This window comes from Vibrio sp. 1CM7H (assembly GCF_023161645.1).
GTDB lineage: Bacteria > Pseudomonadota > Gammaproteobacteria > Enterobacterales > Vibrionaceae > Vibrio > Vibrio diabolicus.
This window is the reverse complement of sequence record NZ_JALNTV010000015.1, coordinates 15,325-42,119: the sequence shown is the minus strand read 5'-3', so window position 1 is coordinate 42,119 and position 26,795 is coordinate 15,325. Positions and strand designations below refer to the sequence as shown.

General features: G+C 40.6%; 33 protein-coding genes and 1 pseudogene. All 34 read left to right on the top strand.

Annotated features, from left to right (window positions below; genetic code table 11):
- The first annotated feature begins 99 nt into the window (after window positions 1–99).
- Window positions 100–594 (top strand): GNAT family N-acetyltransferase, encoded by a 495-nt coding sequence (locus MSG33_RS23005; protein WP_248382255.1) that lies wholly within the window; start codon window positions 100–102, stop codon window positions 592–594.
- A 200-nt stretch (window positions 595–794) separates the two neighbouring features.
- The gene (locus MSG33_RS23000; protein WP_000086647.1) at window positions 795–1,076 is read left to right on the top strand and encodes a type II toxin-antitoxin system Phd/YefM family antitoxin; all 282 of its coding nucleotides are present in this window, start codon (window positions 795–797) and stop codon (window positions 1,074–1,076) included.
- Window positions 1,073–1,360, top strand: a complete 288-nt coding sequence (locus tag MSG33_RS22995) for a type II toxin-antitoxin system RelE/ParE family toxin (protein WP_248382253.1) — start codon at window positions 1,073–1,075, stop codon at window positions 1,358–1,360. The genes MSG33_RS23000 and MSG33_RS22995 overlap by 4 nt, the downstream gene beginning before the upstream one ends.
- A 149-nt stretch (window positions 1,361–1,509) precedes the next feature.
- Window positions 1,510–1,878 carry a VOC family protein gene (locus tag MSG33_RS22985; RefSeq protein ID WP_248382251.1) on the top strand — a complete coding sequence of 123 codons (369 nt, stop codon included), beginning with the start codon at window positions 1,510–1,512 and terminating at the stop codon, window positions 1,876–1,878.
- Window positions 1,879–2,027: 149 nt separating this feature from the next.
- Window positions 2,028–2,420, top strand: a complete 393-nt coding sequence (locus tag MSG33_RS22975; RefSeq protein WP_248382249.1) for a nuclear transport factor 2 family protein — start codon at window positions 2,028–2,030, stop codon at window positions 2,418–2,420.
- A gap of 187 nt (window positions 2,421–2,607) precedes the next feature.
- Window positions 2,608–3,039 carry a hypothetical protein gene (locus MSG33_RS22970; RefSeq protein ID WP_248382247.1) on the top strand — a complete coding sequence of 144 codons (432 nt, stop codon included), beginning with the start codon at window positions 2,608–2,610 and terminating at the stop codon, window positions 3,037–3,039.
- A 142-nt stretch (window positions 3,040–3,181) separates the two neighbouring features.
- Window positions 3,182–3,841 (top strand): hypothetical protein, encoded by a 660-nt coding sequence (locus MSG33_RS22960; protein WP_248382243.1) that lies wholly within the window; start codon window positions 3,182–3,184, stop codon window positions 3,839–3,841.
- A gap of 138 nt (window positions 3,842–3,979) precedes the next feature.
- Window positions 3,980–4,438, top strand: a complete 459-nt coding sequence (locus MSG33_RS22950) for a GNAT family N-acetyltransferase (RefSeq protein WP_248382241.1) — start codon at window positions 3,980–3,982, stop codon at window positions 4,436–4,438.
- A gap of 164 nt (window positions 4,439–4,602) precedes the next feature.
- Window positions 4,603–4,959, top strand: coding sequence for a hypothetical protein (locus tag MSG33_RS22940; protein ID WP_041061979.1), 357 nt, complete (start codon window positions 4,603–4,605; stop codon window positions 4,957–4,959).
- A 194-nt stretch (window positions 4,960–5,153) separates the two neighbouring features.
- Window positions 5,154–5,519, top strand: a complete 366-nt coding sequence (locus MSG33_RS22930) for a DUF6404 family protein (RefSeq protein WP_248382239.1) — start codon at window positions 5,154–5,156, stop codon at window positions 5,517–5,519.
- A 137-nt stretch (window positions 5,520–5,656) separates the two neighbouring features.
- Window positions 5,657–6,088: an NUDIX domain-containing protein gene (locus tag MSG33_RS22925; protein ID WP_248382237.1), complete on the top strand. Its 432-nt coding sequence runs from the start codon at window positions 5,657–5,659 to the stop codon at window positions 6,086–6,088.
- Between the two features lie 142 nt (window positions 6,089–6,230).
- Window positions 6,231–6,740 carry an Sbal_3080 family lipoprotein gene (locus tag MSG33_RS22920; protein WP_228071953.1) on the top strand — a complete coding sequence of 170 codons (510 nt, stop codon included), beginning with the start codon at window positions 6,231–6,233 and terminating at the stop codon, window positions 6,738–6,740.
- Window positions 6,741–6,752: 12 nt separating this feature from the next.
- Window positions 6,753–6,855: pseudogene (locus MSG33_RS22915) on the top strand (DUF3265 domain-containing protein).
- Between the two features lie 35 nt (window positions 6,856–6,890).
- Window positions 6,891–7,379, top strand: a complete 489-nt coding sequence (locus MSG33_RS22910) for a hypothetical protein (RefSeq protein WP_020840814.1) — start codon at window positions 6,891–6,893, stop codon at window positions 7,377–7,379.
- 213 nt (window positions 7,380–7,592) lie between these two features.
- Window positions 7,593–8,435, top strand: a complete 843-nt coding sequence (locus MSG33_RS22905) for a DUF4062 domain-containing protein (protein ID WP_248382235.1) — start codon at window positions 7,593–7,595, stop codon at window positions 8,433–8,435.
- A 149-nt stretch (window positions 8,436–8,584) separates the two neighbouring features.
- Window positions 8,585–9,121, top strand: coding sequence for a GNAT family protein (locus tag MSG33_RS22895; protein ID WP_248382233.1), 537 nt, complete (start codon window positions 8,585–8,587; stop codon window positions 9,119–9,121).
- Between the two features lie 80 nt (window positions 9,122–9,201).
- A complete protein-coding gene (locus MSG33_RS22890) occupies window positions 9,202–9,690 on the top strand; it encodes a hypothetical protein (protein WP_248382232.1) in 489 nt (162 codons plus the stop codon).
- Window positions 9,691–10,389: 699 nt separating this feature from the next.
- The gene (locus MSG33_RS22880) at window positions 10,390–11,406 is read left to right on the top strand and encodes a DUF4365 domain-containing protein (RefSeq protein WP_248382230.1); all 1,017 of its coding nucleotides are present in this window, start codon (window positions 10,390–10,392) and stop codon (window positions 11,404–11,406) included.
- Window positions 11,407–11,552: 146 nt separating this feature from the next.
- Window positions 11,553–12,623, top strand: a complete 1,071-nt coding sequence (locus tag MSG33_RS22875) for a PIN domain-containing protein (RefSeq protein ID WP_182035287.1) — start codon at window positions 11,553–11,555, stop codon at window positions 12,621–12,623.
- 170 nt (window positions 12,624–12,793) lie between these two features.
- The gene (locus MSG33_RS22865) at window positions 12,794–13,642 is read left to right on the top strand and encodes a hypothetical protein (RefSeq protein WP_248382228.1); all 849 of its coding nucleotides are present in this window, start codon (window positions 12,794–12,796) and stop codon (window positions 13,640–13,642) included.
- Between the two features lie 135 nt (window positions 13,643–13,777).
- Complete coding sequence (locus MSG33_RS22860) at window positions 13,778–14,506, top strand: FRG domain-containing protein (protein ID WP_140275656.1); 729 nt, start codon at window positions 13,778–13,780, stop codon at window positions 14,504–14,506.
- A gap of 145 nt (window positions 14,507–14,651) precedes the next feature.
- Window positions 14,652–15,068 (top strand): hypothetical protein, encoded by a 417-nt coding sequence (locus MSG33_RS22855; protein WP_248382226.1) that lies wholly within the window; start codon window positions 14,652–14,654, stop codon window positions 15,066–15,068.
- Between the two features lie 755 nt (window positions 15,069–15,823).
- Window positions 15,824–16,333 (top strand): GNAT family N-acetyltransferase, encoded by a 510-nt coding sequence (locus MSG33_RS22845; RefSeq protein WP_248382224.1) that lies wholly within the window; start codon window positions 15,824–15,826, stop codon window positions 16,331–16,333.
- Window positions 16,334–16,966: 633 nt separating this feature from the next.
- Window positions 16,967–17,461 carry a GNAT family N-acetyltransferase gene (locus tag MSG33_RS22840; protein ID WP_161609123.1) on the top strand — a complete coding sequence of 165 codons (495 nt, stop codon included), beginning with the start codon at window positions 16,967–16,969 and terminating at the stop codon, window positions 17,459–17,461.
- A gap of 138 nt (window positions 17,462–17,599) precedes the next feature.
- Entirely contained in the window at window positions 17,600–18,004 is a 405-nt protein-coding gene (locus MSG33_RS22835; RefSeq protein WP_108678066.1) for a DUF1801 domain-containing protein, read from the top strand.
- 180 nt (window positions 18,005–18,184) lie between these two features.
- Window positions 18,185–18,529: a hydroxylase gene (locus tag MSG33_RS22830; RefSeq protein WP_248382222.1), complete on the top strand. Its 345-nt coding sequence runs from the start codon at window positions 18,185–18,187 to the stop codon at window positions 18,527–18,529.
- A 14-nt stretch (window positions 18,530–18,543) separates the two neighbouring features.
- The gene (locus MSG33_RS23600; protein WP_324169922.1) at window positions 18,544–18,660 is read left to right on the top strand and encodes a DUF3265 domain-containing protein; all 117 of its coding nucleotides are present in this window, start codon (window positions 18,544–18,546) and stop codon (window positions 18,658–18,660) included.
- A 27-nt stretch (window positions 18,661–18,687) separates the two neighbouring features.
- Entirely contained in the window at window positions 18,688–19,068 is a 381-nt protein-coding gene (locus MSG33_RS22820; protein WP_045407178.1) for a DUF4087 domain-containing protein, read from the top strand.
- Window positions 19,069–21,839: 2,771 nt separating this feature from the next.
- Window positions 21,840–22,334 carry a GNAT family N-acetyltransferase gene (locus MSG33_RS22795; protein WP_054868420.1) on the top strand — a complete coding sequence of 165 codons (495 nt, stop codon included), beginning with the start codon at window positions 21,840–21,842 and terminating at the stop codon, window positions 22,332–22,334.
- Between the two features lie 692 nt (window positions 22,335–23,026).
- The gene (locus tag MSG33_RS22785; protein ID WP_025624121.1) at window positions 23,027–23,425 is read left to right on the top strand and encodes a hypothetical protein; all 399 of its coding nucleotides are present in this window, start codon (window positions 23,027–23,029) and stop codon (window positions 23,423–23,425) included.
- A gap of 735 nt (window positions 23,426–24,160) precedes the next feature.
- On the top strand, window positions 24,161–24,481 hold the full coding sequence (locus tag MSG33_RS22775) for an STAS-like domain-containing protein (protein WP_238969943.1): 321 nt from the start codon (window positions 24,161–24,163) through the stop codon (window positions 24,479–24,481).
- Window positions 24,482–24,485: 4 nt separating this feature from the next.
- Window positions 24,486–24,923, top strand: coding sequence for a hypothetical protein (locus MSG33_RS22770; protein WP_238969942.1), 438 nt, complete (start codon window positions 24,486–24,488; stop codon window positions 24,921–24,923).
- Window positions 24,924–25,068: 145 nt separating this feature from the next.
- Entirely contained in the window at window positions 25,069–25,908 is an 840-nt protein-coding gene (locus tag MSG33_RS22760; RefSeq protein ID WP_248382220.1) for a hypothetical protein, read from the top strand.
- A 146-nt stretch (window positions 25,909–26,054) separates the two neighbouring features.
- On the top strand, window positions 26,055–26,576 hold the full coding sequence (locus MSG33_RS22755; protein WP_248382218.1) for a GNAT family N-acetyltransferase: 522 nt from the start codon (window positions 26,055–26,057) through the stop codon (window positions 26,574–26,576).
- The last annotated feature ends 219 nt before the right edge of the window (window positions 26,577–26,795 follow it).

Below are 26,795 nucleotides of genomic sequence, written 5' to 3'. Positions count from 1 at the left end.
TATGCGTTGAGTTCAGTGTTTATGGCGCCATGCGGTAGCTTTTGTATTGCGTGCCGGCACCCCTTAACGCGGCGTTATGTGCTTATGAGGAAAATCGACATGGAAGTGGTAGAGGCCAACCCTGATTTGGCTCCAATATTAGTGAGTTATGCGAAAGAGTGCCTAGATTCGGGTATCCCTAAGTATTTGGGTGTAGAGCAAAATCCGGAAGCTTATTTGTCAGATTTGCTCGAACGTTCTAAGGCAACTTCTGAGTTATCAAACGGGTATTTACCCAGCACAACTTATTATTGCGTATCTGACTCTGAAATCTTAGGTGCTATTCGAGTTCGTAAAGGTACTAATGCCAACGTAGAAAATGTCATTGGGCATATTGGCTACGAAACTAGACCGTCAGCTCGTGGTAAAGGTGTAGCCTCATTTCTCCTCGCTTGGGTGCGAGAGCATGTCGTCACTGACTCAGTTATTGTTACTTGTTCAATTGACAATCCTGTATCCCAAAAGGTTATCGAAAACTGCGGCGGTGAGTATCTTGGTAACTACACAAGTGAAAACGAGGGCACTGTAAGGCGCTACCGTTTAGCACGCACATAACAAAGCGTTCAAGAGGGATTCTCAACGCTTGGCAGTTTTGGTTCAAAGTTTAGCTTTTGTGATTATGGCACAATGGGTTAGGTCAGGTGGTGGCGTTGTTCACCCCTTAACGCGGCGTTATAACACAGAATCAACTTCTTGCCCAAAAGGGTCAGTTGAACTATTATTTGTACGCTATTTTGTACTAACTGGAGTTCAATATGAGTCGTATTCATTTCGATCAAGATATTCAGCCTTTGTCTGAGTTTCGTGCCGGTGTAGCTTCATACATCAAACAAATCAATGAGACTCGTCGTCCATTGGTTATTACGCAACGAGGCAAAGGCGTTGCTGTTGTTCTTGATGTTGCTGAGTATGAAGCAATGCAAGAGAAAATCGAGTTACTGGAAGAAATGCGCACAGCAGAAGCTCAGTTAGCTTCTGGTCTTGGTGTTTCCAATGATGATGCGCGTGCTCAAGTACTTGGGCGCATTAAAAAATGAAAGTAGTCTGGTCTCCATTAGCACTTCAGAAACTAGGTGATGCAGCGGAGTTTATTTCTTTGGATAATCCACCTGCAGCAGAGAGGTGGGTAAACGAAGCTTTTGATAAAACTGAACTACTTGGAAGTATGCCTGAAATGGGGCGGTTTGTTCCTGAAATGCCCCACACGAACTATCGTGAAATCATCTTTGGTCACTATCGTATTATCTACAGTTTAAGTCACGAAATCCGCGTACTAACGGTTCGTAATTGTCGTCAAATTTTATCGGAAGATGACGTGTAAAACTGTGTTATAACAAACTGTTCAAGAGGGATTCGCAACGCGTGGCATTTTTACTATGCGTTGAATTTAGTGGTTAAGGTGTTATGCGGCGGCTTCGGTATTGCGTTGCTCACCCCTTAACAGGGCGTTAGGGCGCAAGGAGTAAAACGATGATTAATCACATAGATCATATTGTTCTCACAGTCTCCGACATAGAAAAATCAGTGGACTTTTATAAACGGGTTTTGTGCATGGAAGAAGTAACTTTTGCCAATGGCCGTAAGGCTGTAACGTTCGGAAATCAAAAGATTAACTTTCAGCTTCTTGGCCAAGAACCGCGAAATGTAGCTAATGTTGGTTCAGGTGATGTTTGCTTAATTTCAGATTGGCCGTTGACATCAGTGGTAAACCATTTAGTCAAAGAAAATGTCAAAATCATAGAGGGTCCAGTCGAAAAATTAGGAGCTGTTGGTGCAATCCAATCGGTCTATTTTTTGGATCTTGATAACAACTTAATAGAAGTCAGCGTGTATCAATAGGCTCTACGCCCTAACAAACTGTTCAAGAGGGATTCGCAACGCGTGGCATTTTTACTATGCGTTGGTTTTAGTGATTAAGGTGGTTTGCGGCGGCTTAGGTATTGCGTTGCTCACCCCTTAACAGGGCGTTATGTGCTTGAAGGGAAATAATGAATTCAAAGGAAGTCGTCTTAGCTTATTGGAACGCAATGAAAACTAATGATTTCGCGAAAGCAAGTGAGTGGCTTAGCCCAGATTTTGAAGGGTTTTGGCCTCAATCTGGTGAGCTTATTGTTGGACGAGACAACTTCACAGCAATCAACTCTTACTATCCAGCAAATGGTACTTGGGAGTTCGTCGTTCATTCAATCGTCTGCGATGGCGAAACAGTAGTCACTGATGTTTCTATAACTGATAGCGTTCAAAAGGCGCGTGCTATTACTTTCCATACGGTAGAAAATGGGCTTATCCGTAAACAGAAAGAGTTCTGGCCAGACCCAATGGAAGTGCAGGAGTGGCGTTCCAAGTGGGTGACGGTGGTGCAAGAGCAGGCACGCACATAACAAAGCGTTCAAGAGGGACAGTCAACGCGTGGCGACTCCGGCTCAAATCTTTGTATTTGTGTTTTCGGTGGTAAATTGAAGTTTGGTGGCAATGCGTTGCTGCCCCTTAACGCGGCGTTATGCATCAATGGTGATTTGACTAGCTTAGGCTATGATTAAGTTTTGTTTTCAAAATGGAGGCTTAATCATGGTTCTGAATGAGTTGGACAAAAGTCTTGAAAGTATAGAAGCGCATATGGGTTCTTGTTTTAAGTTACATCTGATAAACGAAGGGCGGTTAACGCGAAACCAAGAAAAAAACTCAGATTATAGTTATGCTGTCTCAGGAATTGACTCTGGCTTGGAACCATTGACAAGGGATGAACGAGAGCAAAAGTTTATTCGGTTAGCGGTCGGTAATGTGAGAAATGCCCTTTTCGAACACTCAGTGGCAATTAAATATTTAGTATGTGATCAACTTAATTATTGTGCAAATAAAAACCATGAAGGGATCGGCATAGCTTTGACCACGCTTGATAGTCTGATAATAAAATCCATAGGGTACCCAGTACCAATTTTAATGATTGCGGCATGGGCAATTAAATCAAATTTTTTTGATAATTTATGTGAATGTAAGTGATGCATAACAAACTGTTTAAGAGTGATTCGCAACGCGTGGTATTTTTACTATGCGTTGGGTTTAGTGTTTAAGGTGGTATGCGGTGGCTTCGGTATAGCGTTGCTCACACCTTAACAGGGCGTTAGGCAAAGAAGGAAGTATTGTGGAATCTATAATTTTTAGAAATAAGGCTAGAACTGGTAGGTATGCGGATGAAATTGGAGCATACCATTTAGCTTCAAGAGTGTTTTCAAAGACGATTAATCCAGGTGATATGTTTGAGTTTGAGCAATATATTACAGGATATGGCGATATCCAAAGTCCCAAAATCCAATGCTATATATCATCTGAAATATTTGATAAAGAAAACTCTTGCGTAGTAAACAGTATCAAAAAAGATGGCGACCAAATATCATTTGGTAATCAATCGGATAAAATTGGTGATGAAGGCTTCACCTGTCATTTGTCAGGGGTTATGGCGGAAGGGTGGGATGAATCAACTTTAATCTTTGATAAGAGTGGGAATTCATCAGGCTCTAAATCTGTATTTACCGAGTCAAAAGCCGAGAACGCTCCATTTCATTACAAGCTTAAGTTAAAGGATGATGTAAAAGCAGGTGATTACTCAATTGACTTCTACTTCACATATTATGACGGGCATAGGTGGCAATGTAGTAAGGAAAGTGTTGATTTCAAAGTCAGAAATTTTTTTGAGAAACATGCAAAGGTAATATCCTCATTAGCCATCATAGCCACAAGTTTAAGCATAATTCGCTTTGGTGTTATACCACTCTTCAACTGGTTGTTGTCATCTATTGCCTAACAAACTGCTCAAGAGGGATTCACAACGCGTGGCATTTTTACTATGCGTTGATTTTTGTGATTAAGGTGGAATGCAGCGCCTTCGGTATTGCGTTGTTCACCCCTTAGCAGGGCGTTATGTGCTTTGGTGGAAATGAATATGGAAATCACAATCAGGCGTATTGAAACAGAAAGTATTGAGGACAAAAGTATATTCGAGACTCTGTTCAAAGAGTATCTATCTGGATTCTCAGTTGAACTAGATCTCTCAGTAATTGCTCAGCTATTTGCGTTGCCTTATTTCCACGGATTTATTAGTTTTGTCGACGATAAGCCCGCCGGTTTTGCGGTTTGCTTTGAATCGTTTTCAACTTATCGTGCGCAAAGAGTGATGAATATCCATGACTTTATGGTGTCGGACAACTTTCGTGGTAAAGGTGTGGGCAAAGCGCAACTGAACGGTATCGAACAGTATTGTCGTGATAATGATTACCTCAAAATCACACTAGAGGTCGATGATGATAATGTTGCAGCTAAAAAGCTCTACAGTTCATTGGACTACGAAGATTACAGAGTAGTTTTGACAGGGCAACAACATTGGCAAAAGTACCTCAATTAGCACGCACATAACAAACTGTTCAAGAGGGATTCGCAACGCGTGGCATTTTCACTATGCGTTGGTTTTAGTGTTTAAGGCGGTATGCGGCGACTTTTGTATTGCGTTGCTCACCCCTTAACAGGGCGTTAGTACCAAAATTAAATTAGGTTTCGGAGTATTTGAAAATGTTCTTTTCTAGTTCATCTCAACCCTTAGTTAACGGCGCTCACTTGTGCGAAGAGTTAACTAGATTTCTATCTGAAAACAAAAGTGACTTTGAACAGAAACTTATCCCAGATCTATCTCATATAGATCATATGGCTCACAATGTTAATGGTATAGAAGTCGAAAACATTTCTTTTGTGGGCTGTAATCAATATCAACTCGATTATTCATACGATTGGGAAGTCTATCGTGGTTGTTCTGATATGAATGAAGCTGATATCGAACATGAAAGCGTATTGTTTGTCCTTAATGATGACGGCTTCATCGAAATTGATTTCCCAGAATATGAAGAGCGTGATACTCGCGAGGAATTTTAGTACTAACAAACTGTTCAAGAGGGATTCGCAACGCGTGGCATTTTCACTATGCGTTGGTTTTAGTGTTTAAGGTGATATGCGGCGGCTTCGGTATTGGCGTTGCTCACCCCTTAACAGGGCGTTATGGCGCATGGTGGTATTTGAGCTCTCTATATAACTGAAAAATGGATATTACGAATATAAAAGGACTTATAATGGAAAATATTGCATTTATTCAACAGCATTTAGTCGAGAAAGGCGTCCCCAAAGATTTGACTAAACTAAATGCTAACCTTTGGTCAAAGCTCATTTTCTCCGAGACTAAGCCTCTAGTCTTTCAATCTCCAGTTCAAGTTTTCTTTAAGCAAGGGATAGTTTTCGGATTAATATGGGGCTTATTTATGTGGCTGTTTCTTTGGCGTGTAGAGCCAGGTAATTGGCTCATTCAATTAGTTTCTACAATATGCTTCGGATGCATTATGGGTGGCGTGTTATCATATCGTATCACTAGAGCGCATAAAAAATTGGGTAACACGAGTTGGGAAAATTGGTGTAGTGCTAACTATAAGTCTGCGCCATAACAAAGCATTTAAGAGTGATTCCCAACGCTTGGCATTTTTCATTCCATCGTTGGGTTTTGTGTTTATGGTGGTTTGGTTAGGTTTCGTGGTAGCGTTGCTCACACCTTAATGCGGCGTTATATGCACGGGAGAGTTCAGTGGAAGAAAGAATCCGAAAGAGGGAAGTCAAAGTTTGCCCTATAGTGCTTAGAAAATCAGGAAACAATCGCGAGTTACTGCTGTTTGAACATCCATTAGCTGAAGTTCAGTTGGTTAAAGGCACATTAGAACAGTCGGATATTTCTATTGAAAGTGCCGCCTTGAGAGAGCTGAAAGAAGAATCAGGGTTATCTAGCGTATCAAGAACTCGCTACCTAGGTAGTTGGGAAAGCGGGTTTCAAAATCATTTGTGGCACTTCGTGCTTTGTGAAATAGAGCAACAATTACCGAATAACTGGAGTTTCTTTACTCAAGACGACGGCGGGCATGAATTCAATTTCTTTTGGCATAAAGTAGGCAGTCAGCCCAATTTTAAGTGTCATAAAGTATTCTCTGACGCCATCAAACAAGTGGAAATTCTGTGCATATAACAAACAATTTAAGAGTGATTCCCCACGCTTGGCATTTTTGGTTTGGGTTTAGTTTAGTGTTTACGGTGTCCAATTTGAGTGTCGTGGTAACGTGGCTCACACCTTAATTGGGCGTTATAGCGCATAAACTAACAGATACAATGTGTCTGAAAAACAATATGAGAAAATAAAAATGAAAAAAATTATAGTGTTGTCTTTAGCTTCTCTTACACTAGTTGGTTGTGGGTCTCCCAGATATATGGGCACCCCTGTTCCTGAGACTAATATTAAGTCGGAAATAGTTGTTGTTAAAGATAATGAAACTCGCTCTGGGTTCCAAAATACAATTGAGTCTTGGCTACAAGAACATAACTATTCTTATGTTGTCGTACCTGATAATTCTAAGCACGACCTGAACAAATTGACTCTTGAATATGAAGGTCACTGGGGGTGGGATCTGGCGTTATATTTGAAAAACGCGGAGATAACAGCTTATCAAGGCGGGCAAAGAGTTGGGGAAGTGAAATTTAAAGTTCCTTATACCGCTAATCCTAATAAATTTGGTGATGCAAGTAAGAGAATTGGTTTTATGATGGACACGCTTTTTGGCCAAATGACACCAGAACAAGCAACTCAAGCAGCAAACGCGTCTTCATCAACTACGCCAAACTAGCGCTATAACAAACTGTTTAAGAGTGATTCGCAACGCGTGGCATTTTTACTATGCGTTGATTTTAGTGTTTAAGGTGGCATGCAGCGGCTTCGGCATTGCGTTGCTCACACCTTAACAGGGCGTTAAATGTAAATGGAGATAATTTAGTAAATGTCGAAATCCCCCTATTTAAAAAATCACAACCGGTTAGGTAATGTTATTTCAGCTATCCAAGTTATGGGTAAGTATGGGTTCTATAAGCTTGATTATGCTGGCTGGGCGATGAGAATTACAGGTGATGAAAATAATGCAGATTATTGGAAAACGATATTTGAAGAGCACCCAGAGTTTTTTCGTGTTGACGGAGAAGGTAAAAAGGTTTCTTTAGCTTGGAGGCGAAGCTATCGAAAACGATATAATGTTGATGAACAAAGAGATTTGAGTTTTCAAGAATTTAATGCGCTGAATGATGAAGAGAAAAAGAGAATCTCACGAACGCCGCTTAGTGGAGAAGAAATAACCGTTCTTATTCAAACTGCCATTGAACTTCATTCTAGAGCTATTGAACAAAATAAGGAATATAGATGGCTATCTAATCCATTATTGAGCATTCTAGGTGGTGTTCTTGCTGCTTTTATTGGATGGTTGGCCAAAGGTTGATTTACATTTAACAAACAATTTAAGAGTGATTCAGCACGCTTGGCACTTTTGGTTTGGGTCAAGTTCAGTGTTTTCGGTGGTCAAATTAGGTGTCGTGGTCGCGTGCTTCACACCTTAATTGGGCGTTATGTATACAATCTTCCAAATTGATGTGCTATCACTTGTATATTGATGAGCAGTCCCCATATCCATGCTAAAAATGGAGTACTAATAATGAGTTACAATGCTAGAGTCTTCAACGTCATGATCGCTTCACCAGGTGATGTAGCATCTGAGCGTTCAATTATTCGAGACGTAATTTACGAATGGAATGCAGTCCATTCATCCTCAAGGAATATAGTTTTACTACCAATTGGTTGGGAATCGCACTCTTCTCCTGAAATGGGGCATTCAGCTCAAACAATAATCAACAAACAAGTGCTTGATAGGTGCGATCTTCTGGTAGGTGTTTTTTGGACAAGGATTGGTACGGCTACGAATGAGTATGCCAGTGGAACAGTAGAGGAAATTGAAAAGCATATAGCTTGTGAAAAACCATCAATGCTGTATTTCTCTAGTCAGCCAGTTGTAATGGATAGCGTTGATTTTGAACAGGTCAAAGCTCTGCGTGAGTTCAAGGAAAGCTGTCAAAGTCGTGGTTTATATGAAAGTTACGATAGTCACAGCGACTTTAAAGAAAAGTTTTATCGCCAACTACAACTTAAACTTAATGAACACCCCTTGTTTCTTCCCAGTGACAATAACTTAGATGAAAGCGAACTAGTCGAATCAAAAACTAAGTATCCTTCTTTATCGAATGAAGCGAAAATATTGCTGAAAGAAGCAAGTCAGGATCAGCACGGAACTATTATGTACCTAGAGTTTCTAGATGGAACAACGGTACAAACTAATGGCAAGAACTTTACCCCAAGTAGTGAAAGGCGTGAGGTTGCCAAATGGGAAGCTGCAATCAAAGAGCTTGATGCAAATGAACTTATAGTAGCTAGAGGCAATAAAGGTGAAACTTTTGAGGTAACTAACATAGGCTATCAAGTGGCTGATATGATTGAATTGTAAACATAACAAACTGTTTAAGAGTGATTCGCAACGCGTGGCATTTTTACTATGCGTTGCCTTTAGTGTTTAAGGTGGTATGCGGCGGCTTTGGTATTGCGTTGCTCACACCTTAACAGGGCGTTATGCCTCACAAGGAAAAGGAACTTTCGATGTTTAAAATCGAGACTAAGCGTCTGATTATTAGGGATATGACTCCGAACGATGAAGACGCTTTTGTTGCTATGTCTCAGGATGCTAAATATCAGCGTTTCTATGACGAAAGCGATTGTGACCCTAATAAATACCGAGAGTTAACACGCTTGTTTATCGCTCAGGCTTCTGAGAAACCAAGAAAATCATACCAATTAGCTGTCGAGTGTAAGGTGTCAGGTGAGTTCGTTGGTACTGTTTGTTTACGGCTAGAGGATAATCAGCAGGCTTCGATGGGATGTGCATTTTCCAGAATATCTCAAGGTAATAAGTTAAGTCATGAAGCTGCTTTGGCTCTGGCAGATTTTGGGTTCTCGGAGTTGGGAGTTCACCGCATTTATGCGGAGACAATCAGTAAAAACCTGCCAGCTATTAAGCTTTGTAAGTCTCTGGGCATGCGCCAAGAAGCACATTTTAGAGAACATCGTTTTTTCAAAGAGCAGTGGTGGGATACAGTGGTTTTGGCAGTCCTGCGAACCGAGTGGGGCAAGGCATAACAAACTGTTTAAGGTGGTATGCGGGAGCTTCGGCATTGCGTTGCTCACACCTTAACAGGGCGTTATGCGATTGAGAATTTATGAACGAAGAAATTGAAACGACACTTAGAGAAAACCCAGAAGTAGCAGAACAGGTCATTGCCTCTCTTAGACAATTTATCGACCGTGATCGATATTTGTTAGAAGTTAATGCGAATGAACGTTCTCTTACTCATCGAATTGGTATGTATTTGCAAGCACAATTCGAGCGTTATGATGTTGATTGTGAGTTTAATCGAGATGGACATGACCCAAAGGAATTGTATATTGGTACAGAAGACACCACTGTATTCGATGATAATGCAATGACAGTTTATCCGGATATTATTGTTCACCGTAGGGGCAGTAATAATGATAATTTACTGGTAATTGAGTTTAAAAAATCGTCATCAAGTGTTGGTAGTGGCAAAGATATGCTCAAACTTCGTGCTTATAAAACGGATCTCCATTATAGGTATGCACTATTCGTTGAGTTAGGTACGACCAGAATGAGAGCTGAACCTGAAGTTACTCAGGCTAGGTGGGTCTAATCGCATAACAAACTGTTTAAGAGTGATTCGCAACGCGTGGCATTTTTACTATGCGTTGGTTTAGGTGATTAAGGTGTTATGCGGCGGCATCGGTATTGCGTTGCTCACACCTTAACAGGGCGTTAGTACGGGTTTGGCATCAAAGGTCACAAGCTCTGGTGTTTATCTGTTTTGGCGCTCGAATTTACACCTTTCAGTTAGTGCCTTTCACGTTCTATCCGGTGGCACTATATGCGGAGTGTTCGCTTTGATTTCACCGTTTACGGTTTCTAACTCTTAACCTATTTCTTTGGTGCTTCTTCATTTTAGTGGTGGCTTTTGAGAGAACCTTGGTTGTAATTGATGCTGTCGTCGGAGTACGAGGACCGAATCCTTTTCTAATTTGAAGCAAGTAAAAGTAGGGCAGTTCAGTGCGTTTATCTTCTAACCAACTTTCGTCTCTCAATTGCGGTAAAGTTTTGTAGCTGCCCGTCTCACTTCAGTGTTCAAAGCCTTTCATATCATGCCACTTTTCAATATCTTGGAGTGCACAAATAGAAGTAGCGCATGTACTAACAAATTGCTTAAGAGTGATTCGTAACGCGTGGCATTTTTTACTATGCGATGGCTTAGGGTGATTAGGGCGCCATGCGGTAGCTTTTGTATTGCGTTACTCACACCTTAGCAAGGCGTTATGAAACACAGGAGAACTTCGATTATATGAATTTACCAATGTCAGATACTGTGCTTTTCGAAGAAGATTACCTCGATGAGTTCAATACTAATTTTAAGAAAAAATTTGGGCTTGAACTGGCAATTCCAAAGGACTTCATCGGAATTGATACTGGCTTAATTCTCTATTCTGATGACACTCGCAAAAGCATTGGCAGTAGAAAAGTATGGTTTCAATTCAAAGGGATCGCAGCTGGTAAGCAAACATCAGATCGTTATGATACTGATTCATACATTACGGCAAGAAATATAAAAATGACGCACATTAAGTATTGGGGCAACTTCGGTGAACCCGTATATCTGACAGTGTATAGTCAAAAAGATAATAAGTTTTACTATATTGATTCAGAGCAGATTCAATGTTTCTATGACGCTGGTAAAACTCAAACTGACATCAAAATTGAGAAGAGTGCTCTTCTCAATGATAGTTTCTTTGAGAGTCAGCGATGTCTTGTCCCATCAGTTAGAGCAGAAGCTACTTACAAGGGTAGAGTTCTCGCTATAAACCTTGATCCTTTGAGAAGTTCAATTGCTAGGTTGGATCCAAATACATATACGAATCTGATTTCACGCTTATTAACGAGCCATAATTTTATTGAGTCGAGTGTGTCATCTTTTTCGACTGGTGAATGTAAAAACGGAATTTTGCTAGACTCTTTGGAAACGCCAATATATTGGACAATCAGCTATGGTTTTTCTGATTCTGTATACCGAGACAATGGAGAGTTTGAGAACACCAGTGGTGAACTGGAAATTTATATTGTCCCAAATGTAAGTGACTTTGATTTTGAAGCACTACCGATCATACCGAAAGGTAAACAGGCTATACTTTTTTATAATGACGAAGAGTCTGATGTTTTGTTTGGAAAGATGCGTTCAAAAAATATACTTCCAATATCAAACCATTCAGTGACTTATAATTTAATTTTGGCTCCAATACTCTTTAATGAGTTTAAAACTGAAGTTAAATGGGAGACTATGAATACGCCGGTAAGTGTTTCATAACAAAGCGTTTAAGACAGATTCCCAACGCTTGGCATTTTCGGTGTTAATCGTTGGGTTTTGTGTTTAAGGTGGCAATGTTTAGTTTTGTGGTAGCGTTGCTCACTACTTAACGCGGCGTTAAATTTCAAATTGACATAGGTGTCATAATGTTAGAAACAAGAAATGTATTTATAGATACGCAGTATTTTGTAAAAAGTAATTATAATTTTGAATCTATCTCTTTTTTGTCTTTGAAAGAGCTTTGTCAAAAGGAAGAGTTGCGCTACCTGATGACCAGCGTAGTTGAAAGAGAAGTTGAAAATAAAATCGCGCTTTCCATTAAGGAAGCGCTGGGGTCACTTCAGTCTTTTAAAAGAAAAGCTCATATCCTGTCTACAATAGCCGATCCAAGTTTGTCTTCTTTATTTGCAGATGTTAGAGAGGAGGATGTATATAGTAAAGCAAACGAAGTTTTCCATAGTTTCAATGCAGAATGTAATTATGAATATGTTGAAGCAGACCAAATAGATCCTGAAAAATTACTAGAGCTTTATTTTGAGAAAAAGGCTCCTTTCGGTGATGGTAAGAAAAAATCTGAGTTTCCAGATGCAATTTCTTTATTGTCTCTAGAGACATATCTCGAAGATAACGAAAAGCTATACGTCATCTCAGACGATAAAGATCTCAAAACATATTGTGAGGGAAATGACAGACTTATAGCTGTTGATAGTTTGGAAAAGTTACTTGATATTTACAACCTCCATACCAATGCTCGAACAGAAAAGATAAAGCAATTTATCGAATCAAAGACGGATGATATTAAAGCTCAAGTTTCAGAGTATATCTCTGGGAGTGACGTATACAACAGCTCAACTTGGGAAGACGCGGAGGTTGATAGTTTTTCGGTTTCAGAAGTCGGTGATTTTGAAGTCAACGTTGTTCATGTAAGCGACGAAGAGTGTCAACTGACTTTAGACTTAACTATTGAGTTAGATGTGACAGTTACTGGTCCAGATTTTTCCAATGGTGTTTACGACAAAGAAGATGGACATTTCTATTCGTTCGGGTCAACTACAAGAGAAGAGGTAATTCCATTTGACTTTACATGCGAGCTTAACTTGAGCTACGAGTTTGTCGGAGGGGAGTTAGAAAATATCGACATTGTAGACTTGTACATACCTAAGGCACATAGCATTGAGGTAGATGTTGAAGAGCATGAACAGTCAGAATGGTACTAGTTGAAATTTAACAATCTGTTTAAGAGTGATTCGCAACGCTTGGCATTTTTACTATGCGTTGCGTTTAGTGTTTAAGGTGGTATGCGGCGGCTTCGGTATTGCGTTGCTCACACCTTAACAGGGCGTTATGTGCTTTGGGGAAAATTTAAAATTCTTATTATGGAGAAGAGATGGACACCTATTATGATTTATTTGGCAAGGATCTAGTTGAAGGCTATAAGCCTTTGATTATCAACGCGTTGAATGATAGCGAAGGGGTAAAGTATACATTTGTAAGTGACGTTAGTTCGCTTCAGTTGCTTAACAGCACTTACATGTCAGAACTTATTTATAGAGCGCACTTTGGTGGAGCTTCGTCGCTCGTCCGAAATCTGGAGTGGGTAAAGGGTATGGCAGTGGCATATGAGCATGGTATGTTGTTACCATTTGCTTCCTCTTTTCGCTCGCTAATTGAATCAACAGGTGATAGCTCGCAAGCCCTTATTGCCGTTGCCAAGACTCTGGCTGACAACCACAAAATTATTTCAGATTGCATTGCTGAAAAAGCGAATAATGTTTATAGCATCAAAGAACTAGAAGATTTACTCATCCACTATTCTCACGGTCGCCGGCTCCAAAGAGGAGAAGAAGCTCCAGAAACTCATAAAGCAAAAAGTGCAGCTTTTTATGTTAATAACCTCAAGGAACAAACGGGGAAAGATTTTTATGAATGTTATTCAGAATTATGCCAGCTAACACATCCAGCAGCGGATAGTGTATTGCATCTGATGCTACCAAAAGCAGGCAACAATTATGAGTTTTCTGTTGGTGATGGTAAGAAGAAAATTGAAGAATTAATGTCAAAGTATGATCACTTGATTACTGACTTACTAATGTTTGCATTTAATCCGGGTCTACTCATTTTAAAGACACTTAACCATTTACCAGTAAGCGATTGTCACTCTGCCTCTTTAGTGCATGCAGACTTTAGTTGGTTACCTCTTTGGGTGAAATGCGAGCAATCACTAAGTCGCACATAACAAAGCATTTAAGAGTGATTCCCAACGCTTGGCATTTTTCATTCCATCGTTGGGTCCTGTATTTACGGTGGTGAGGTTGAGTTGTGTGGTAGCGTTGCTCACACCTTAATGCGGCGTTAACTGCAAGGAGAAAAAATGAATTTAGCTGAATTTTTTGAACACCTAGCAAATGAAGCAAATGTAATGCTTCCTGGTAGAACTGATCAGGTATGGTATCGAGGGCATAGTAACTTTGAGTATCAGCTAGTGCCAACGATTCATCGAAGAGAAGGTATAAATGAAGCTGGACTTTTTTATGAATATAAAGCTCATGTAGCTGCAATAAATGGTTGTACAAAAGACGACTGGGATACTTTGTTGGATATGCAGCACTACGGGCTTCCAACGAGGCTACTGGATTGGACTAACTCTTTAGGTACAGCGTTATATTTTGCTTTAAAAGGCGCTCCTTCCTCTCCGTGTATTTGGATGCTAAATCCATATAAATTGAGTTTTGAAAGCACTGGAGATTCCATTATTTATGACACAACACGCTTGGCTCCTGGTTCAGCAAGTTACAGTTCAAACTATGACATAGCAGACATAATTTTAGGTCGAACAGAAATTAACAAACCATTTGCCATTCAGCCTCCTCATGGTAACCGTCGAATCGCTGCTCAACGTGGGCGCTTTACCGTTCATACTCAAAGTAAGGAGGCGATCGAAAGTCAGTGCCCAGACTGCGTAAAACAATTTGAAATCCCTAGTCATCTGGTAGCGCAATTAAAGACAATTCTACAGATGCTTGGTATAGACGATTACAGCCAGTTTCCCGACCAATATGGCCTTAGTGAATATCTAAGAGGGCAATTTGCTCTTGCGTAGCATTGCAGTTAACAATAAATTTAAGAGTGATTCACAACGCTTGGCGCCGTCGCTTTAAGTAAGTTTAGTGTTTATGGCGCAATGGTTTAGCTTAGGTGGTAGCGTTGTTCACACCTTAATTTGGCGTTAGCTGCTAGAGGACAACATGAAGTTAAAGTCAACAAATACAACAGTGGTTAAACTATTAACTAACGATGATGAATTGGTCTTTGAGATGACCAATTTTGAGTTATTTAGGGGTAGCTCATTCAAGTGCCGAGTTCTTGTGTCCTCTATAGGGTTTGGTAATTGCGGACAAGTCTGTTTCGACAACGGGCAGAGTTTTGTTGAAAGCATTGAAAAGATGGCTGAAAACATAGTTGGAAGTGCAGAGCTAACAGAAGACTACCGTGAACATTTCGTAAAGTTTGAGGTGACTAAACTTGGCCATGTATTAGTCAGCGGTTACTTTACTAAGTATGGCGATTTTACTCACAATTTGGAGTTTGGATTTAAGATAGATCAGACATGCTTAGCTCCTTTTGCGACCGATCTGCGAAATGTGCTACAGGAACTCAGCTAACAAGGCGTTTAAGACGGATTCACAACGCTTGACGACTTCAGGTCCAGTAGGGTTAAGTGTTTAAGGTACAATACTTTAGGTTTGGTGGTTAGCGTTGTTCACCACTTAACGCGGCGTTAGTTTGCAAGAGGAAACACGTAGTTATATCGCAAGATTTAGCGGTAAAAGTTCAAAGACAAAGTTGTGGTTTTGGATATCAAATTCAGCGTTGACGACCTCGGTTAAAATCCAAAATTGGCGTCGTTTCAAGGGGTGATTTGTTCTTTGGTGTTGCGACTTTGGCGTTAATTGAGTCGAACTTTTTTGCTGAAACTCTGCTCTGTGACTTTATTGGTACAAAAGCAGATTTACTTGCTGAAAGGACGCTTTCTCTGGTGTGGTAAGTTCACTTGGTTTCAGTGGCTTTGTTGAAAGTCCGCATTGTGAGATTGGTTTTCCAAAAGTGCTTTTTGGTGTTTTGAGTTCGTTTTCTGCTGCGTTGTTTGTTCCAAGTGGTTTCATTGACTAGCCGCTGTGAGACTACGCCTGACTCAGGTGCATCAAAGCACATTAAGTTTGTTGTTCGCAAAGTTTAAAATAACTTAAAATCAACCATTTGGGTCTGCAAACTAACAAACTGCTCAAGAGGGATTCACAACGCGTGGCATTTTCACTATGCGTTGATTTTAATGATTAAGGTGGCATGCAGCGGCTTCGGTATTGCGTTGTTCACCCCTTAGCAGGGCGTTATAAAGCTCGAAGAAAAAGGACATTTCTTGGAAATTCGAACAGGTAAACTTGAAGATGTTGCTGGTATCACCGACATCTTTAATTTTTATATTGAGCATACTAATGCACGTTTTGAGGAAGTTCCATTTACTCTGGAAAATCGTCAGAAATGGTTTTCTCAGTTTTCTAGCACTACCAAATATCAACTATATGTAGCCGTAGAAAACGGCGTGTTGCTAGGTTTTGCATGTTCCCAACAGTACAGAGCAATTTCAGCTTTTGACGACACCGTAGAAGTGACCGTTTATTTGGCACAAGAAGCAAAGGGGAAAGGTTTAGGTTCTAAACTATATACTCAGTTGTTCTCATCAATTCGTGCTTATGGTGTCCATCGTGTATTGTCGGGTGTTGCATTACCAAACGACGCATCAGTTGCATTACATAAGCGGTTTGGTTTCAGAGAAGTCGGAGTTTTCAATGAGTATGCAAAGAAACATGGACAGTACATTAGCTCGGTGTGGTTAGAAAAGGCGTTTAACGTAGAGTCAGCTTTATAACAAACAATTTAAGAGGGATTCCCAACGCTTGGCATTTTTGCTTCTACTTCAATTTTAGTGGTTACGGTACAATGCTTTAGGTTGGGTGGTAGCGTTGCTCACCCCTTAATTGGGCGTTAGTTGCCAACGAGGACAAGTGTACCTAACGAAGAATGTTTAGGGTTAATGTCCATGTGTTTTTGGCTAGGTTTTCGTATTTCCATTTCTAGTTATTTGGGGCTGTGAAAATCGTGCTTCGGTTCCTTGTGCGGTTTGATTTTTGTGTTTCAGACACTGATTGGCTTGTTGAAAGTCTGCTCTGCGGCATTGTCGTTCCAAAAGGTTTGTTTGGTGTCAAAGTTCGTTTTCTACGGCGTTGTAAATTCCAAGTGGTTTCAGTGACAGGCGCTTTGAAACTTCGCCTGATTTGAGTTGTTCAAAACACGTAAATCTAGTATTGGCAAAGCTGCAATCAACTTCAAGTTAAAGTTAAAGCCTTAGCCTTGGCAACTAACAAACTGTTCAAGAGGGATTCACAACGCTTGGCGGTTTTGGTTTGAATTAGCTTTAGTGTTTACGGCACAATGGTTTAGGCTGGGGGGTAGCGTTGTTCACCCCTTAACAGGGCGTTATGTGCTTTTGAGGAAAATTGACATGGAAGTAGTAGAAGCGAGTCCAGATTTAGCTCCAATATTAGCAAGTTACGCGAAAGAATGTTTGGAGTCGGGTATCGCTAAATATTCCGGCGTTGAGCAAGATCCTGAAGCTTATTTATCCGGTTTGGTTGAACGTTCTAAGGCAACTTCTGAGTTACAAAACGGTTATTTACCCAGCACAACTTATTATTGCGTATCTAACTCTGAAATCTTAGGCGCTATTCGAGTTCGTAAAGGTACTAATGCCAACGTAGAAAATGCCATTGGGCATGTTGGCTACGAAACTAGACCGTCAGTTCGTGGTAAAGGTGTAGCCTCATTTCTGCTCGCTTGGGTGCGAGACCATATAGTCACTGATTCAGTTATTGTTACTTGTTCAATTGACAATCCAGCGTCCCAAAAGGTTATTGAAAACTGTGGCGGTGAGTATCTTGGCAACTACATAAGTGAAACCGAGGGCACTGTAAGGCGCTACCGTTTAGCACGCACATAACAAAGCGTTCAAGAGGGATTCTCAACGCTTGGCAGTTTTGGTTCAAAGTTTAGCTTTTGTGATTATGGCACAATGGTTTAGGTCAGGTGGTGGCGTTGTTCACCCCTTAACGCGGCGTTATGTGAATAGGAGGTTCCAGTGAACAAGGTAGTCAAAGAACGCTTCGATGAATATCCGGAAAATGCTCGTATTAGGCTAGAGGAGCTACGAAATCTAGTCTTTCAAATCGCATCTGATTTGGAGCTGGGTGAAGTCGATGAAACTCTAAAGTGGGGTGAACCTAGCTATAGTGTAAAAACAGGCAGCCCGCTAAGAATGGACTGGAAGCTGAAATCTCCTAACAATTATTACCTGTTCTTTAATTGCCAAACTAAGTTAGTCGATACATTTCGAGAATTGTATGGTGAAGAACTGGTGTTTCAGGGAAACAGAGCAATAGTTTTGTCCTTAGCGAAAGCGTTACCAGAAACAGCAATCAAGTCCTGTTTAGAGTTAGCTTTAACCTATCAGCAGCGTAAACATTTGCCTCTTTTGGGCGTGTGAAAAATTCACATAACAAAGCGTTCAAGAGGGATTCCCAACGCTCGGCATTTTGGGTTTGATTCAGCTTTAGTGATTACGGCACAATGGTTTAGGTTGGGTGGTCTGCGTTGTTCACCCCTTAACGCGGCGCTATGTGACAAAATTAATTTCATCTTAGTGACGGCAATTACGAGAAAAAATATGAAAGTTCAGTATCTAGAAATTGTTACTCCTGACGTGGATACGATCTGTAATATCTACGCTGATATTTACAATGTTCAGTTCGGTGAGGTTGATTTTAGCCTTGGTGGAGCGCGTATTGCGAGTCTATCGAATGGTGGTGTTATAGGAATTCGAGCGCCACTTCGTGAAACAGAAGATCCAGTTGTTCGTCACTATACTCTTGTCGAAGATATTCAATCAGCAGTGGATGCTGCCGAAAAGTGTGGTGCTGTAGTTGCAGTTCCCCCAATGGAATTACTTGGTCATGGTATGTGTGCAATTGTTATCCAATCTGGTGTCGAGTTAGGTTTCTGGCAGCTTTAACTGTCTGTGGGTAATTGTCACATAGCAAACAGTTCAAGAGGGATTCAGCACGCGTGGCATTTTTGGTATGCGTTGGTTTCGGTGTTGAAGTGCAATGCGGAGGCTTGGTTATTGCGTGCTTCACCCCTTAACTGGGCGTTAGGCGAATGGAGTAAGTAATGAGATTTTTGATTGTTATTCTGGGGATGTTTTCTGCATTAACAGCGACGGCAGAAGAGACTCGATGTGGATGGCTTGAAAACCCTTCTCCTGCCAATATGTGGTTGATTGATCGCGATGGCTCGTGGGATATATCAGTCCAAGGTACTTCAAATGCATTGGACGATAAATCGATGGAACTGCTTTATCAAGCGACTGCAAATGAAAATGAATTTGTTAGAACAAATCGAAACTATGGTTTTAGTTGTGCTTGTTTAACAGTGGACGTAGACCAAGAGAAAAATTCGATTACAACAATCTATAAATCCAAGCAGTTACCTTTGAAGCAGTGTTTAGAGGACATATCCATAACGAAAGATATTCCACTTCCTTTTAAGTAATTCGCCTAACAAATTGTTCAAGAGGGATTCGCAACGCGTGGCACTTTTACTATGCGTTAGTTTTAGTGACTAAGGTGGTATGCGGCGGCTTCGGTATTGCGTTGCTCACCCCTTAACAAGGCGTTAGTACGGGTTTGACATCAAAGGTCATAAGTTTTGGTGTTTATCTGTTTTGGCGCTTGTCTTTACACCTTTCAGTTTGTGCCTTTCACGTTCTTTCCGGTGGCACTATATGCGGAGTGTTTGCTTTGATTTCACCGTTTACGGTCTCTAACTCTTAGCCTATTTCTTTGGCGCTTCTTCGTTTTCGTTGTACTTCCTGAGTTAATCTTGTCGTTCGTTGGGTGTTGCCATCAAAGTGCGAGGATCGAATCCTTTTCTAATTTGAAGCCAGTAAAAGTAGGGGAGTTAAGTGCGTTTTTCTTCTAGCCAACTTTCGTCTTTCAACTGGAATTAAGTTTTGTAGCTGCCCGTCTCACTTCAGTGTTCAAAGCCTTTCATATCATGCTAGTTTTCAATATCTTGGAGCGCATAAATAGAAGTAGCGCATGTACTAACAAATTGCTTAAGAGTGATTCGTAACGCGTGGCATTTTTACTTTGCGGTGGCTTATGTGATTAAGGCGCTGTGCGGTAGCTTTTGTATTGCGTTACTCACACCTTAGCAAGGCGTTAGTTGCCAATGAGGAAAACGCAGCTAAAGCAGAATGTTTAGAATTAAAATCAGTGTGTTTTTGGTGACGTTTCGTACTTAAATTTTGAATCGTTCGGGTTCGTGAAAATCGTTCTCAGGTTTCTTTTGAGGTTGGATTTTCTGTTTCAGAAACCGGTTTATATGTTGAAAGTTAGCTCTGTAACATTGTTTGTCCAAAGGCGATTTTTGGTGTTGTTAGCCCGTTTTCTACGGCGTTGTATATTCCAAGAGGTTTCAGTGACAGGCGCTTTGAAACTGCGCCTGATTTGAGTTTCTCAATACACGTCAAGTTAGTGTTGGCAAAACGGCAATCAACATCAAATCAAAGCGTTAGGTTTGGCAACTAACAAAGCATTCAAGAGGGATTCACAACGCTTGGCAGTTTTGGTTTGAATTGGCTTTAGTGTTTACGGCACAATGGTTTAGGTTGGGCGGTGGCGTTGTTCACCCCTTAATGCGGCGTTAGTCGCCAGAAAAAGCTAGCAATCAAAATCATGTTTCTGAGCTCAAAATTTGGCAGCTGTTTGTTTGGTACACAGATTCATCGTCGATGGTCAAAACTCAGTTTCTGCTGTTCTAAGCCCAAAGTTTTGCAAGTGTCCTAGCGCTTGTTTTGTTCTTTGGTGCTGACAGAGTAGGGCAATCGAGAGTCTGTTTTTGATTACAACTCCGCTCGGTGAGTTTGTCGGTACAAAAGCCGATTTACTCGCTGAGATGGCGTTTTCTCTGGTGTGGTAAGTTCATGTGGTTTCAGTGACTTTGTTGAAAGTCCGCACTGTGAGATTGGCTTTCCAAAAGCGCTTTTTGGTGTTGTCAGTCCGTTTTCTGCGGCGTTGTTTGTTCCAAGTGGTTTCATTGAGTAGCCGCTTCGAGACTACGCCTGACTTAAGTGCATCAACACACATAAAGTTTATTGTTTGCAAAGTTGAGTTTGGCTTAAAATTGTCGCTCGGTGCCTCGCGACTAACAAACTGCTCAAGAGGGATTCGCAACGCGTGGCATTTTTATCATGCGTTGGTTTTAGTGATTATGGCGGTATGCGGCGGCTTCAGTGTTGCGTTGCTCACCCCTTAGCAGGGCGTTAGTATGGGTTTGGCATCAAAGGTCATAAGTTTTGGTGTTTATCTGTGGCGCTCGCCTTTACACTTATCAGTTTGTATCTCTCACGTTCTTTCCGGTGGCACTATATGCGGAGTGTTTGCTTTGATTTCACCGTCTACGGTTTCTAACTCTTACCCTATTTCTTTGGTGCTTCTTCATTTTCGTGGTGGCTTTTGAGAGAACCTTGGTTGTAATTGATGCTGTCGTCGGAGTACTAGGACCGAATCCTTTTCTAATTTGAAGCCAGTGAAAGTAGGGCAGTTCAGTGCGTTTTTCTTCTAGCCAACTTTCGTTTTTCAATCGAGTTTAACTTTTGTAGCTGCCCGTCTCACTTCAGTGCTCAAAGCCTTTCATATCATCCCAGTTTTCAATATCTTGGAGTGCATAAATAGAAGTAGCGCATGTACTAACAAATTGCTTAAGAGTGATTCGTAACGCGTGGCATTTTTATTATGCGGTGGCTTATGTGATTAAGGCGCTGTGCGGTAGCTTTTGTATTGCGTTACTCACACCTTAGCAAGGCGTTATGCCTTTTATCACTATTCAAGTAATAATCGACAATTTTCGCTAGATTTGGGTTGAATCAAATTCCGAAGTTTCCAATCACGTTATTGTTGATCTTAGTTTGAAGTGACTTGGGTAGGTATTAAATGGAACGTTGTGGAAAGTGTAAGCAATTTACGCGAACGAAAGAGAATAATAAGGATTTGTGTGGTGCTTGGGAGCAGCCAACCACAGCAGATAGACAAGCTTGCCAGTTTTACATTCCGAAGAATCTGAGCTTTTTTCAAAACAAAGAAAGTTCAAAATTGTAGCAAGCCAAAAGCAAAGGCATAACAAAGCGTTTAAGGCAGATTCACAACGCGTGGCATTCTCAGCTTAAATTGAGTTTTGTGTTTAAGGTGTAATGGTTTAGGTTAGGTGGTAGCGTTGCTCACTACTTAACGCGGCGTTATGTGCTTATGAGGAAAATTGACATGGAAGTGATAGAGGCCAACCTTGATTTGGCCCCATTATTAGCGAGTTATGCGAAAGAATGCCTAGAATCGGGTATTCCAAAATATTCGGGTGTGGAGCAAGATCCGACAGCTTATTTGTCAGGTTTGGTCGAACGTTCAAAGGCAATCTCCGAGTTACCAAAGGGATATTTACCTAGCACAACTTACTACTGTGTATCGAACTCCGAAATTTTAGGTGCAATCCGAGTTCGCAAAGGTACTAATGCCAACGTAGAAAATGTCATTGGTCATATTGGCTACGAAACTAGACCGTCAGCTCGTGGTAAGGGTGTAGCCTCATTTCTGCTTGCTTGGGTGCGAGACCATGTTGTCACTGATTCAGTTATTGTTACTTGCTCAATTGACAATCCCGCATCTCAAAAGGTCATCGAAAACTGTGGTGGTGAATACCTCGGTAACTACACAGATGAGAGTGAGGGTACGGTAAGGCGCTACCGTTTAGCACGCACATAACAAAGCATTCAAGAGTGATTCGCAACGCTTGGCAGTTTCGCTTCGCTCAAGTATAGCCAAGCGCCGCTCACACCTTAATGCGGCGTTAGTACGGGTTTGACATCAAAGGTCATAAGTTTTGGTGTTTATCTGTTTTGGCGCTCGTATTTACACCTTTCAGTTAGTGCCTTTCACTTTCTTTCCGGTGGCACTATATGCGGAGTGTTCGCTTTGATTTCACCGTTTACGGTTTCTAACTATTAGCCTATTTCGTTATTGCTTCTTCTCTTTTGTGGTTTTTACAAAGTAAAAATTGTCTTTCTTTGGTGTTGCTGTCGAAGTTCGAGGAACGAATCCTTTTCTAATTTGAAGTCAGTAAAAGTAGGTGAGTTCAGTACGTTTTTCTTCTAGCCAACTTTCGTCTCTCTATCGATTTTAAGTTTTGTAGCTGCCCGTCTCACTTCAGTGTTCAAAGCCTTTCATATCATGCCAGTTTTCAATATCTTGGAGCGCATAAATAGAAGTAGCGCATGTACTAACAAATTGCTTAAGAGTGATTCGTAACGCGTGGCATTTTTACTTTGCGGTGGCTTATGTGTTTAAGGCGCTGTGCGGTAGCTTTTGTATTGCGTTACTCACACCTTAGCAAGGCGTTATATTTTTTTGAGTTCTCACTATCTTAACGAAAAGGTGTACGAAATGAGAGAAGCAAGGTGATTACGATAGTTAATGACATTAACTGGGGAGTAGTTTCGCTATTGAATTTCATGAATAGTTGGTTGCCGGGGATTTTTACGTTTTTCTTAGGGTTTCTCTTTGAAAAGTGGTCAAGTCGTAGGAAGCTTAAAATAGAGTTAAAAAACAACTTACTTGAGATATTTATACCAACATTTAATTCAGGTGAGAACATAAGCATTGATTTGGCTAAATCTACTAACTTCAAGCTCAGGGCAACATTAAATGCATATAAGCGGATATACCCGAGCACTTTAAACGAAAAATCAGTGGAAGAGTTAGGTAAGATTTTTTCGGACGGTTTTATTGTTGGTGATAAAGTAAACCCAAACTACTTAGACCCTGATAAAATACAAGATTTAATTAGCAAACTTTAGTAGTGGTGTAGTAAAAATATAACAAAATGTTCAAGAGGGATTCGCAACGCGTGGCATTTTTACTATGCGTTGATTTTAGTGATTAAGGTGGTTTGCTGTGACTTCGATATTGCGTCGCTCACCCCTTAACATGGCGTTAGGTTAATTGGTTTAATTATTAGGAGCATTTAAAGTGCTAATTTATAGGTGGAGTGATGATTGTGTTCAGGCTGAAAGCGTCAGGCACATTCTCGATTATATCCAGAGTAGTTTAAGGGTTGAGGACAAAGGAATATTGAGGAGTGTATATTCAGCATTAACTGAGCTTTTATATAATATTCGTGAGCATGCCTACCCCGAAGTAACGGATAACTCTTATTGCCCATGGAGCGTGACTTTGACTCGCGTGGGGGATGGCCGGCTATCTATAGTTGTTGAAGACAACGGGATCTCAATTCCGGTGTCTATCTTGCAGAAGGTTTTTAACCATAGAGCCAGTTTGAGCAATGCGAATTGCGATGATTCGATGTTAATTACTCAAGCCGTAAATTATACGTCTACTAATAATTCTTCAGGGCGTGGGAAGGGGTTGAAATCGATATTGAGGTTAATTGACGCAGACAGTTTAGAGGCATTGTGCATTTCGAGTCGAAATGGAGTTTTTTGTTATCCTTCAGAGGCATCTCTTTCGAGTTATGCTGGCAATAACTCTGTCAACGGTACTGTAGTTGAAATAATTATTTCTGAGGGGGCTGTATGAAATTCTCAGAGATCGTTATAGCAAAAGACTTTTCTGAGTATCCAGGACCTAGGTATAAGAGCTTGGGGTGCTTCTCTGCTGAAGAGTTTATGGATGAACTTTTGCTCCCAGCGTTAGATAAAAGCAATGTTGTCACTGTAATTCTCGATGGGGTTTTAGGGTTTGGAAGCTCATTTTTAGAGGAGGCATTTGGAGGGTTAGTGAGAAAAGGGTACTCAATAGATGAGCTAGCCTCTAGGCTCAACTTTATATCTGAAGACGACAAATATCTAATCCCTGAGATATGGGGCTATATTAAAGATGCAGCTAAGGAGTGACGGAATGGAGACATATCACTGGATGTTAGTTTCTGCTTTTATAGGAGCCTCGTCAGCGCTTTTTGCAGCCTATTGGAGGACGAGGTATACCATTAAGTCTCAAGATCTATCGAAGAGGCTTGAAGACTTATGTGATGCAATTGGAATATTAGAAGAAGTATCCTGCAAGTATTGGTGTAATACAACAGCGAAAAAAGAAAAGCCCTCTGAGCATTATATATTGGGATATAAAACAAAGATTAGCATGATAGTCAACTATCTAGATGATGCATACTCTCAATTTAGCAAAGAAAAGACTTCAAAACTTCTAGCTGAGTTTTTTGAAGCGTGTACAGGCGGGAGTTTTCATAGTGGTGATGAACCTCAGAGATTACGTAAAATTCTCATAAAAGGTGAGGCCCTAAAAATAGAGCTTCTAAAAATTAGAAGTCAGTTATATTAACCTAACAATCTGTTTAAGAGTGATTCGCAACGCTTGGCATTTTTGCTATGCGTTGCGTTTTGTGTTTAAGGTGGTTTGCGGAAACATAGGTATTGCGTTGCTCACACCTTAACAGGGCGTTATGTGTCTGTCAGAGATAGCAGAAATGGAAGAATCAAAAACAATTAGAGCCTTCAAAAGTGAGCTTATAAAAATAATGCCTTACTTTCCAAACACAAAGGAAGTTCAGGCAGAGTTACTAGAACAGCATTTAAGCTCGATTATGTTCCATTACCTGCATTGGGCGTCTAGGCTAATTCCCGTTAGACCAAGGGTGGTTAGTATAGAGCCTTATTTGTTACAGGACTCTCGCTGGAGTGAATACGAAAACGATGTAAGGGAATTACTTAGAAAAGTTGAGTTAGGAGAAGACTTAACTGAACATCTCTCCAATAAGGTGCTCACGAAAGGCTACACTCCTAAGGACTACATCCTTGCTAAGGGTGACGCATGGACAGATAAAGATCAGTTGTTAAATACTAAAGGTTTTCATCATCTGCATTTACATGCGGGTAAGTCGAAAAAAGGGAGTGTTGTACTGTTTGCGCAAGTTAGCAGAGATAAATTTACGGCGGTAGCTTTGTTTGACCACTCTGTTTTTGATTATGACAAACATGAAATGTCCGAAGAAAGGAGGCGAATGTGGGCTATATCTGACCATATAGCAGCTAGAGAGCTTCCACCGAATTCAGTTTACATGTCATACCCTATAACTACGTCAGGGCACCCACTCCATATCAATTCTATGACTCATGAATACTGGCATGTAATTAGTCAAATTGATCACAAGGTAGATAGCCGAAAATTTGCAGAAGAAATGTTTACAGGTTGCAGTACACAAATGCCTAAGAAACCCAAATTTAAATGGTTGCTGTATGGCCTTGATTTGGGACTATTAGAAACTAAAACCAGCAATTTCTTTGTGTTTAGAAGGGGTTATCTATAAAGACACATAACAAGCAATTTAAGAGGGATTCACAACGCTCGGCATTTTTTCCTCTACTTCGAATTTAGTGGTTACGGTACAATGCTTTAGGTCGGGTGGTAGCGTTGTTCACCCCTTAATTGGGCGTTAGCCCTCAAAGGTCAAATATGGATATTTACCCAGAAATTGAGTTATCTAAAGAGCAGCATAACTCAATTGAAGTCCTCAGAAACAAGTCGTTTCCTGAACATCAAGTAACTCGTTCTTACTATAAGCAACTCCCGCATATGAGAGCTTTAAAGTACAGAGGTGATCAACTGGTTGGTTACATGGGGCTGGACTACAGAGTTGTCAGCGTCGGCGATGAAATTTATAAAGTATTGGGCGTTAGTGACTTCTGTGTTGAACAATCATCTCAAAGAAATGGTATTGGCACTGCCATGTTGTCTCAACTCAGTGAGTATGCCTCAAGCAAAGACGTTGACTTTATTATTTTAATCTCCGATTTAGATGCTTTTTATACGGCTAATGGTTATCTTCGTCTTAGTTCTTTAAGCTCTTGGTTGCGAATACATGAACATAAGAATTACGGCATTGCAGTTGATCAAGTCGATGATTTATATGTTAAACCGATTAGCGGTAAATCTTGGGCTGTTGGTCATATAGACTGGTTAGGGTATATGTACTAGTCGGGTATCGGGCTAACAAATTGTTCAAGAGGGATTCAGCACGCGTGGCATTTTTACTATGCGTTGGTTTTAGTGATTAAGGCGGTATGCGGTAGCATTGGTGTTGCGTGCTTCACCCCTTAACAAGGCGTTAGCCTACTACTTAGTTTTTCCTCATTTTGAGTGCTTAGTTGTATATTTGATTTTCATGTTTGGATAGCATTACGCTTCACCATATAA

Coding starts and splice junctions, on each gene's coding strand:
- MSG33_RS23005 (WP_248382255.1), top strand. CDS start 100: ATGGAAGTGGTAGAGGCCAACCCTGATTTGGCTCCAATATTAGTGAGT.
- MSG33_RS23000 (WP_000086647.1), top strand. CDS start 795: ATGAGTCGTATTCATTTCGATCAAGATATTCAGCCTTTGTCTGAGTTT.
- MSG33_RS22995 (WP_248382253.1), top strand. CDS start 1,073: ATGAAAGTAGTCTGGTCTCCATTAGCACTTCAGAAACTAGGTGATGCA.
- MSG33_RS22985 (WP_248382251.1), top strand. CDS start 1,510: ATGATTAATCACATAGATCATATTGTTCTCACAGTCTCCGACATAGAA.
- MSG33_RS22975 (WP_248382249.1), top strand. CDS start 2,028: ATGAATTCAAAGGAAGTCGTCTTAGCTTATTGGAACGCAATGAAAACT.
- MSG33_RS22970 (WP_248382247.1), top strand. CDS start 2,608: ATGGTTCTGAATGAGTTGGACAAAAGTCTTGAAAGTATAGAAGCGCAT.
- MSG33_RS22950 (WP_248382241.1), top strand. CDS start 3,980: ATGGAAATCACAATCAGGCGTATTGAAACAGAAAGTATTGAGGACAAA.
- MSG33_RS22940 (WP_041061979.1), top strand. CDS start 4,603: ATGTTCTTTTCTAGTTCATCTCAACCCTTAGTTAACGGCGCTCACTTG.
- MSG33_RS22930 (WP_248382239.1), top strand. CDS start 5,154: ATGGAAAATATTGCATTTATTCAACAGCATTTAGTCGAGAAAGGCGTC.
- MSG33_RS22910 (WP_020840814.1), top strand. CDS start 6,891: ATGTCGAAATCCCCCTATTTAAAAAATCACAACCGGTTAGGTAATGTT.
- MSG33_RS22905 (WP_248382235.1), top strand. CDS start 7,593: ATGAGTTACAATGCTAGAGTCTTCAACGTCATGATCGCTTCACCAGGT.
- MSG33_RS22895 (WP_248382233.1), top strand. CDS start 8,585: ATGTTTAAAATCGAGACTAAGCGTCTGATTATTAGGGATATGACTCCG.
- MSG33_RS22890 (WP_248382232.1), top strand. CDS start 9,202: ATGAACGAAGAAATTGAAACGACACTTAGAGAAAACCCAGAAGTAGCA.
- MSG33_RS22880 (WP_248382230.1), top strand. CDS start 10,390: ATGAATTTACCAATGTCAGATACTGTGCTTTTCGAAGAAGATTACCTC.
- MSG33_RS22875 (WP_182035287.1), top strand. CDS start 11,553: ATGTTAGAAACAAGAAATGTATTTATAGATACGCAGTATTTTGTAAAA.
- MSG33_RS22865 (WP_248382228.1), top strand. CDS start 12,794: ATGGACACCTATTATGATTTATTTGGCAAGGATCTAGTTGAAGGCTAT.
- MSG33_RS22860 (WP_140275656.1), top strand. CDS start 13,778: ATGAATTTAGCTGAATTTTTTGAACACCTAGCAAATGAAGCAAATGTA.
- MSG33_RS22855 (WP_248382226.1), top strand. CDS start 14,652: ATGAAGTTAAAGTCAACAAATACAACAGTGGTTAAACTATTAACTAAC.
- MSG33_RS22840 (WP_161609123.1), top strand. CDS start 16,967: ATGGAAGTAGTAGAAGCGAGTCCAGATTTAGCTCCAATATTAGCAAGT.
- MSG33_RS22830 (WP_248382222.1), top strand. CDS start 18,185: ATGAAAGTTCAGTATCTAGAAATTGTTACTCCTGACGTGGATACGATC.
- MSG33_RS22820 (WP_045407178.1), top strand. CDS start 18,688: ATGAGATTTTTGATTGTTATTCTGGGGATGTTTTCTGCATTAACAGCG.
- MSG33_RS22795 (WP_054868420.1), top strand. CDS start 21,840: ATGGAAGTGATAGAGGCCAACCTTGATTTGGCCCCATTATTAGCGAGT.
- MSG33_RS22775 (WP_238969943.1), top strand. CDS start 24,161: ATGAAATTCTCAGAGATCGTTATAGCAAAAGACTTTTCTGAGTATCCA.
- MSG33_RS22770 (WP_238969942.1), top strand. CDS start 24,486: ATGGAGACATATCACTGGATGTTAGTTTCTGCTTTTATAGGAGCCTCG.
- MSG33_RS22760 (WP_248382220.1), top strand. CDS start 25,069: ATGGAAGAATCAAAAACAATTAGAGCCTTCAAAAGTGAGCTTATAAAA.
- MSG33_RS22755 (WP_248382218.1), top strand. CDS start 26,055: ATGGATATTTACCCAGAAATTGAGTTATCTAAAGAGCAGCATAACTCA.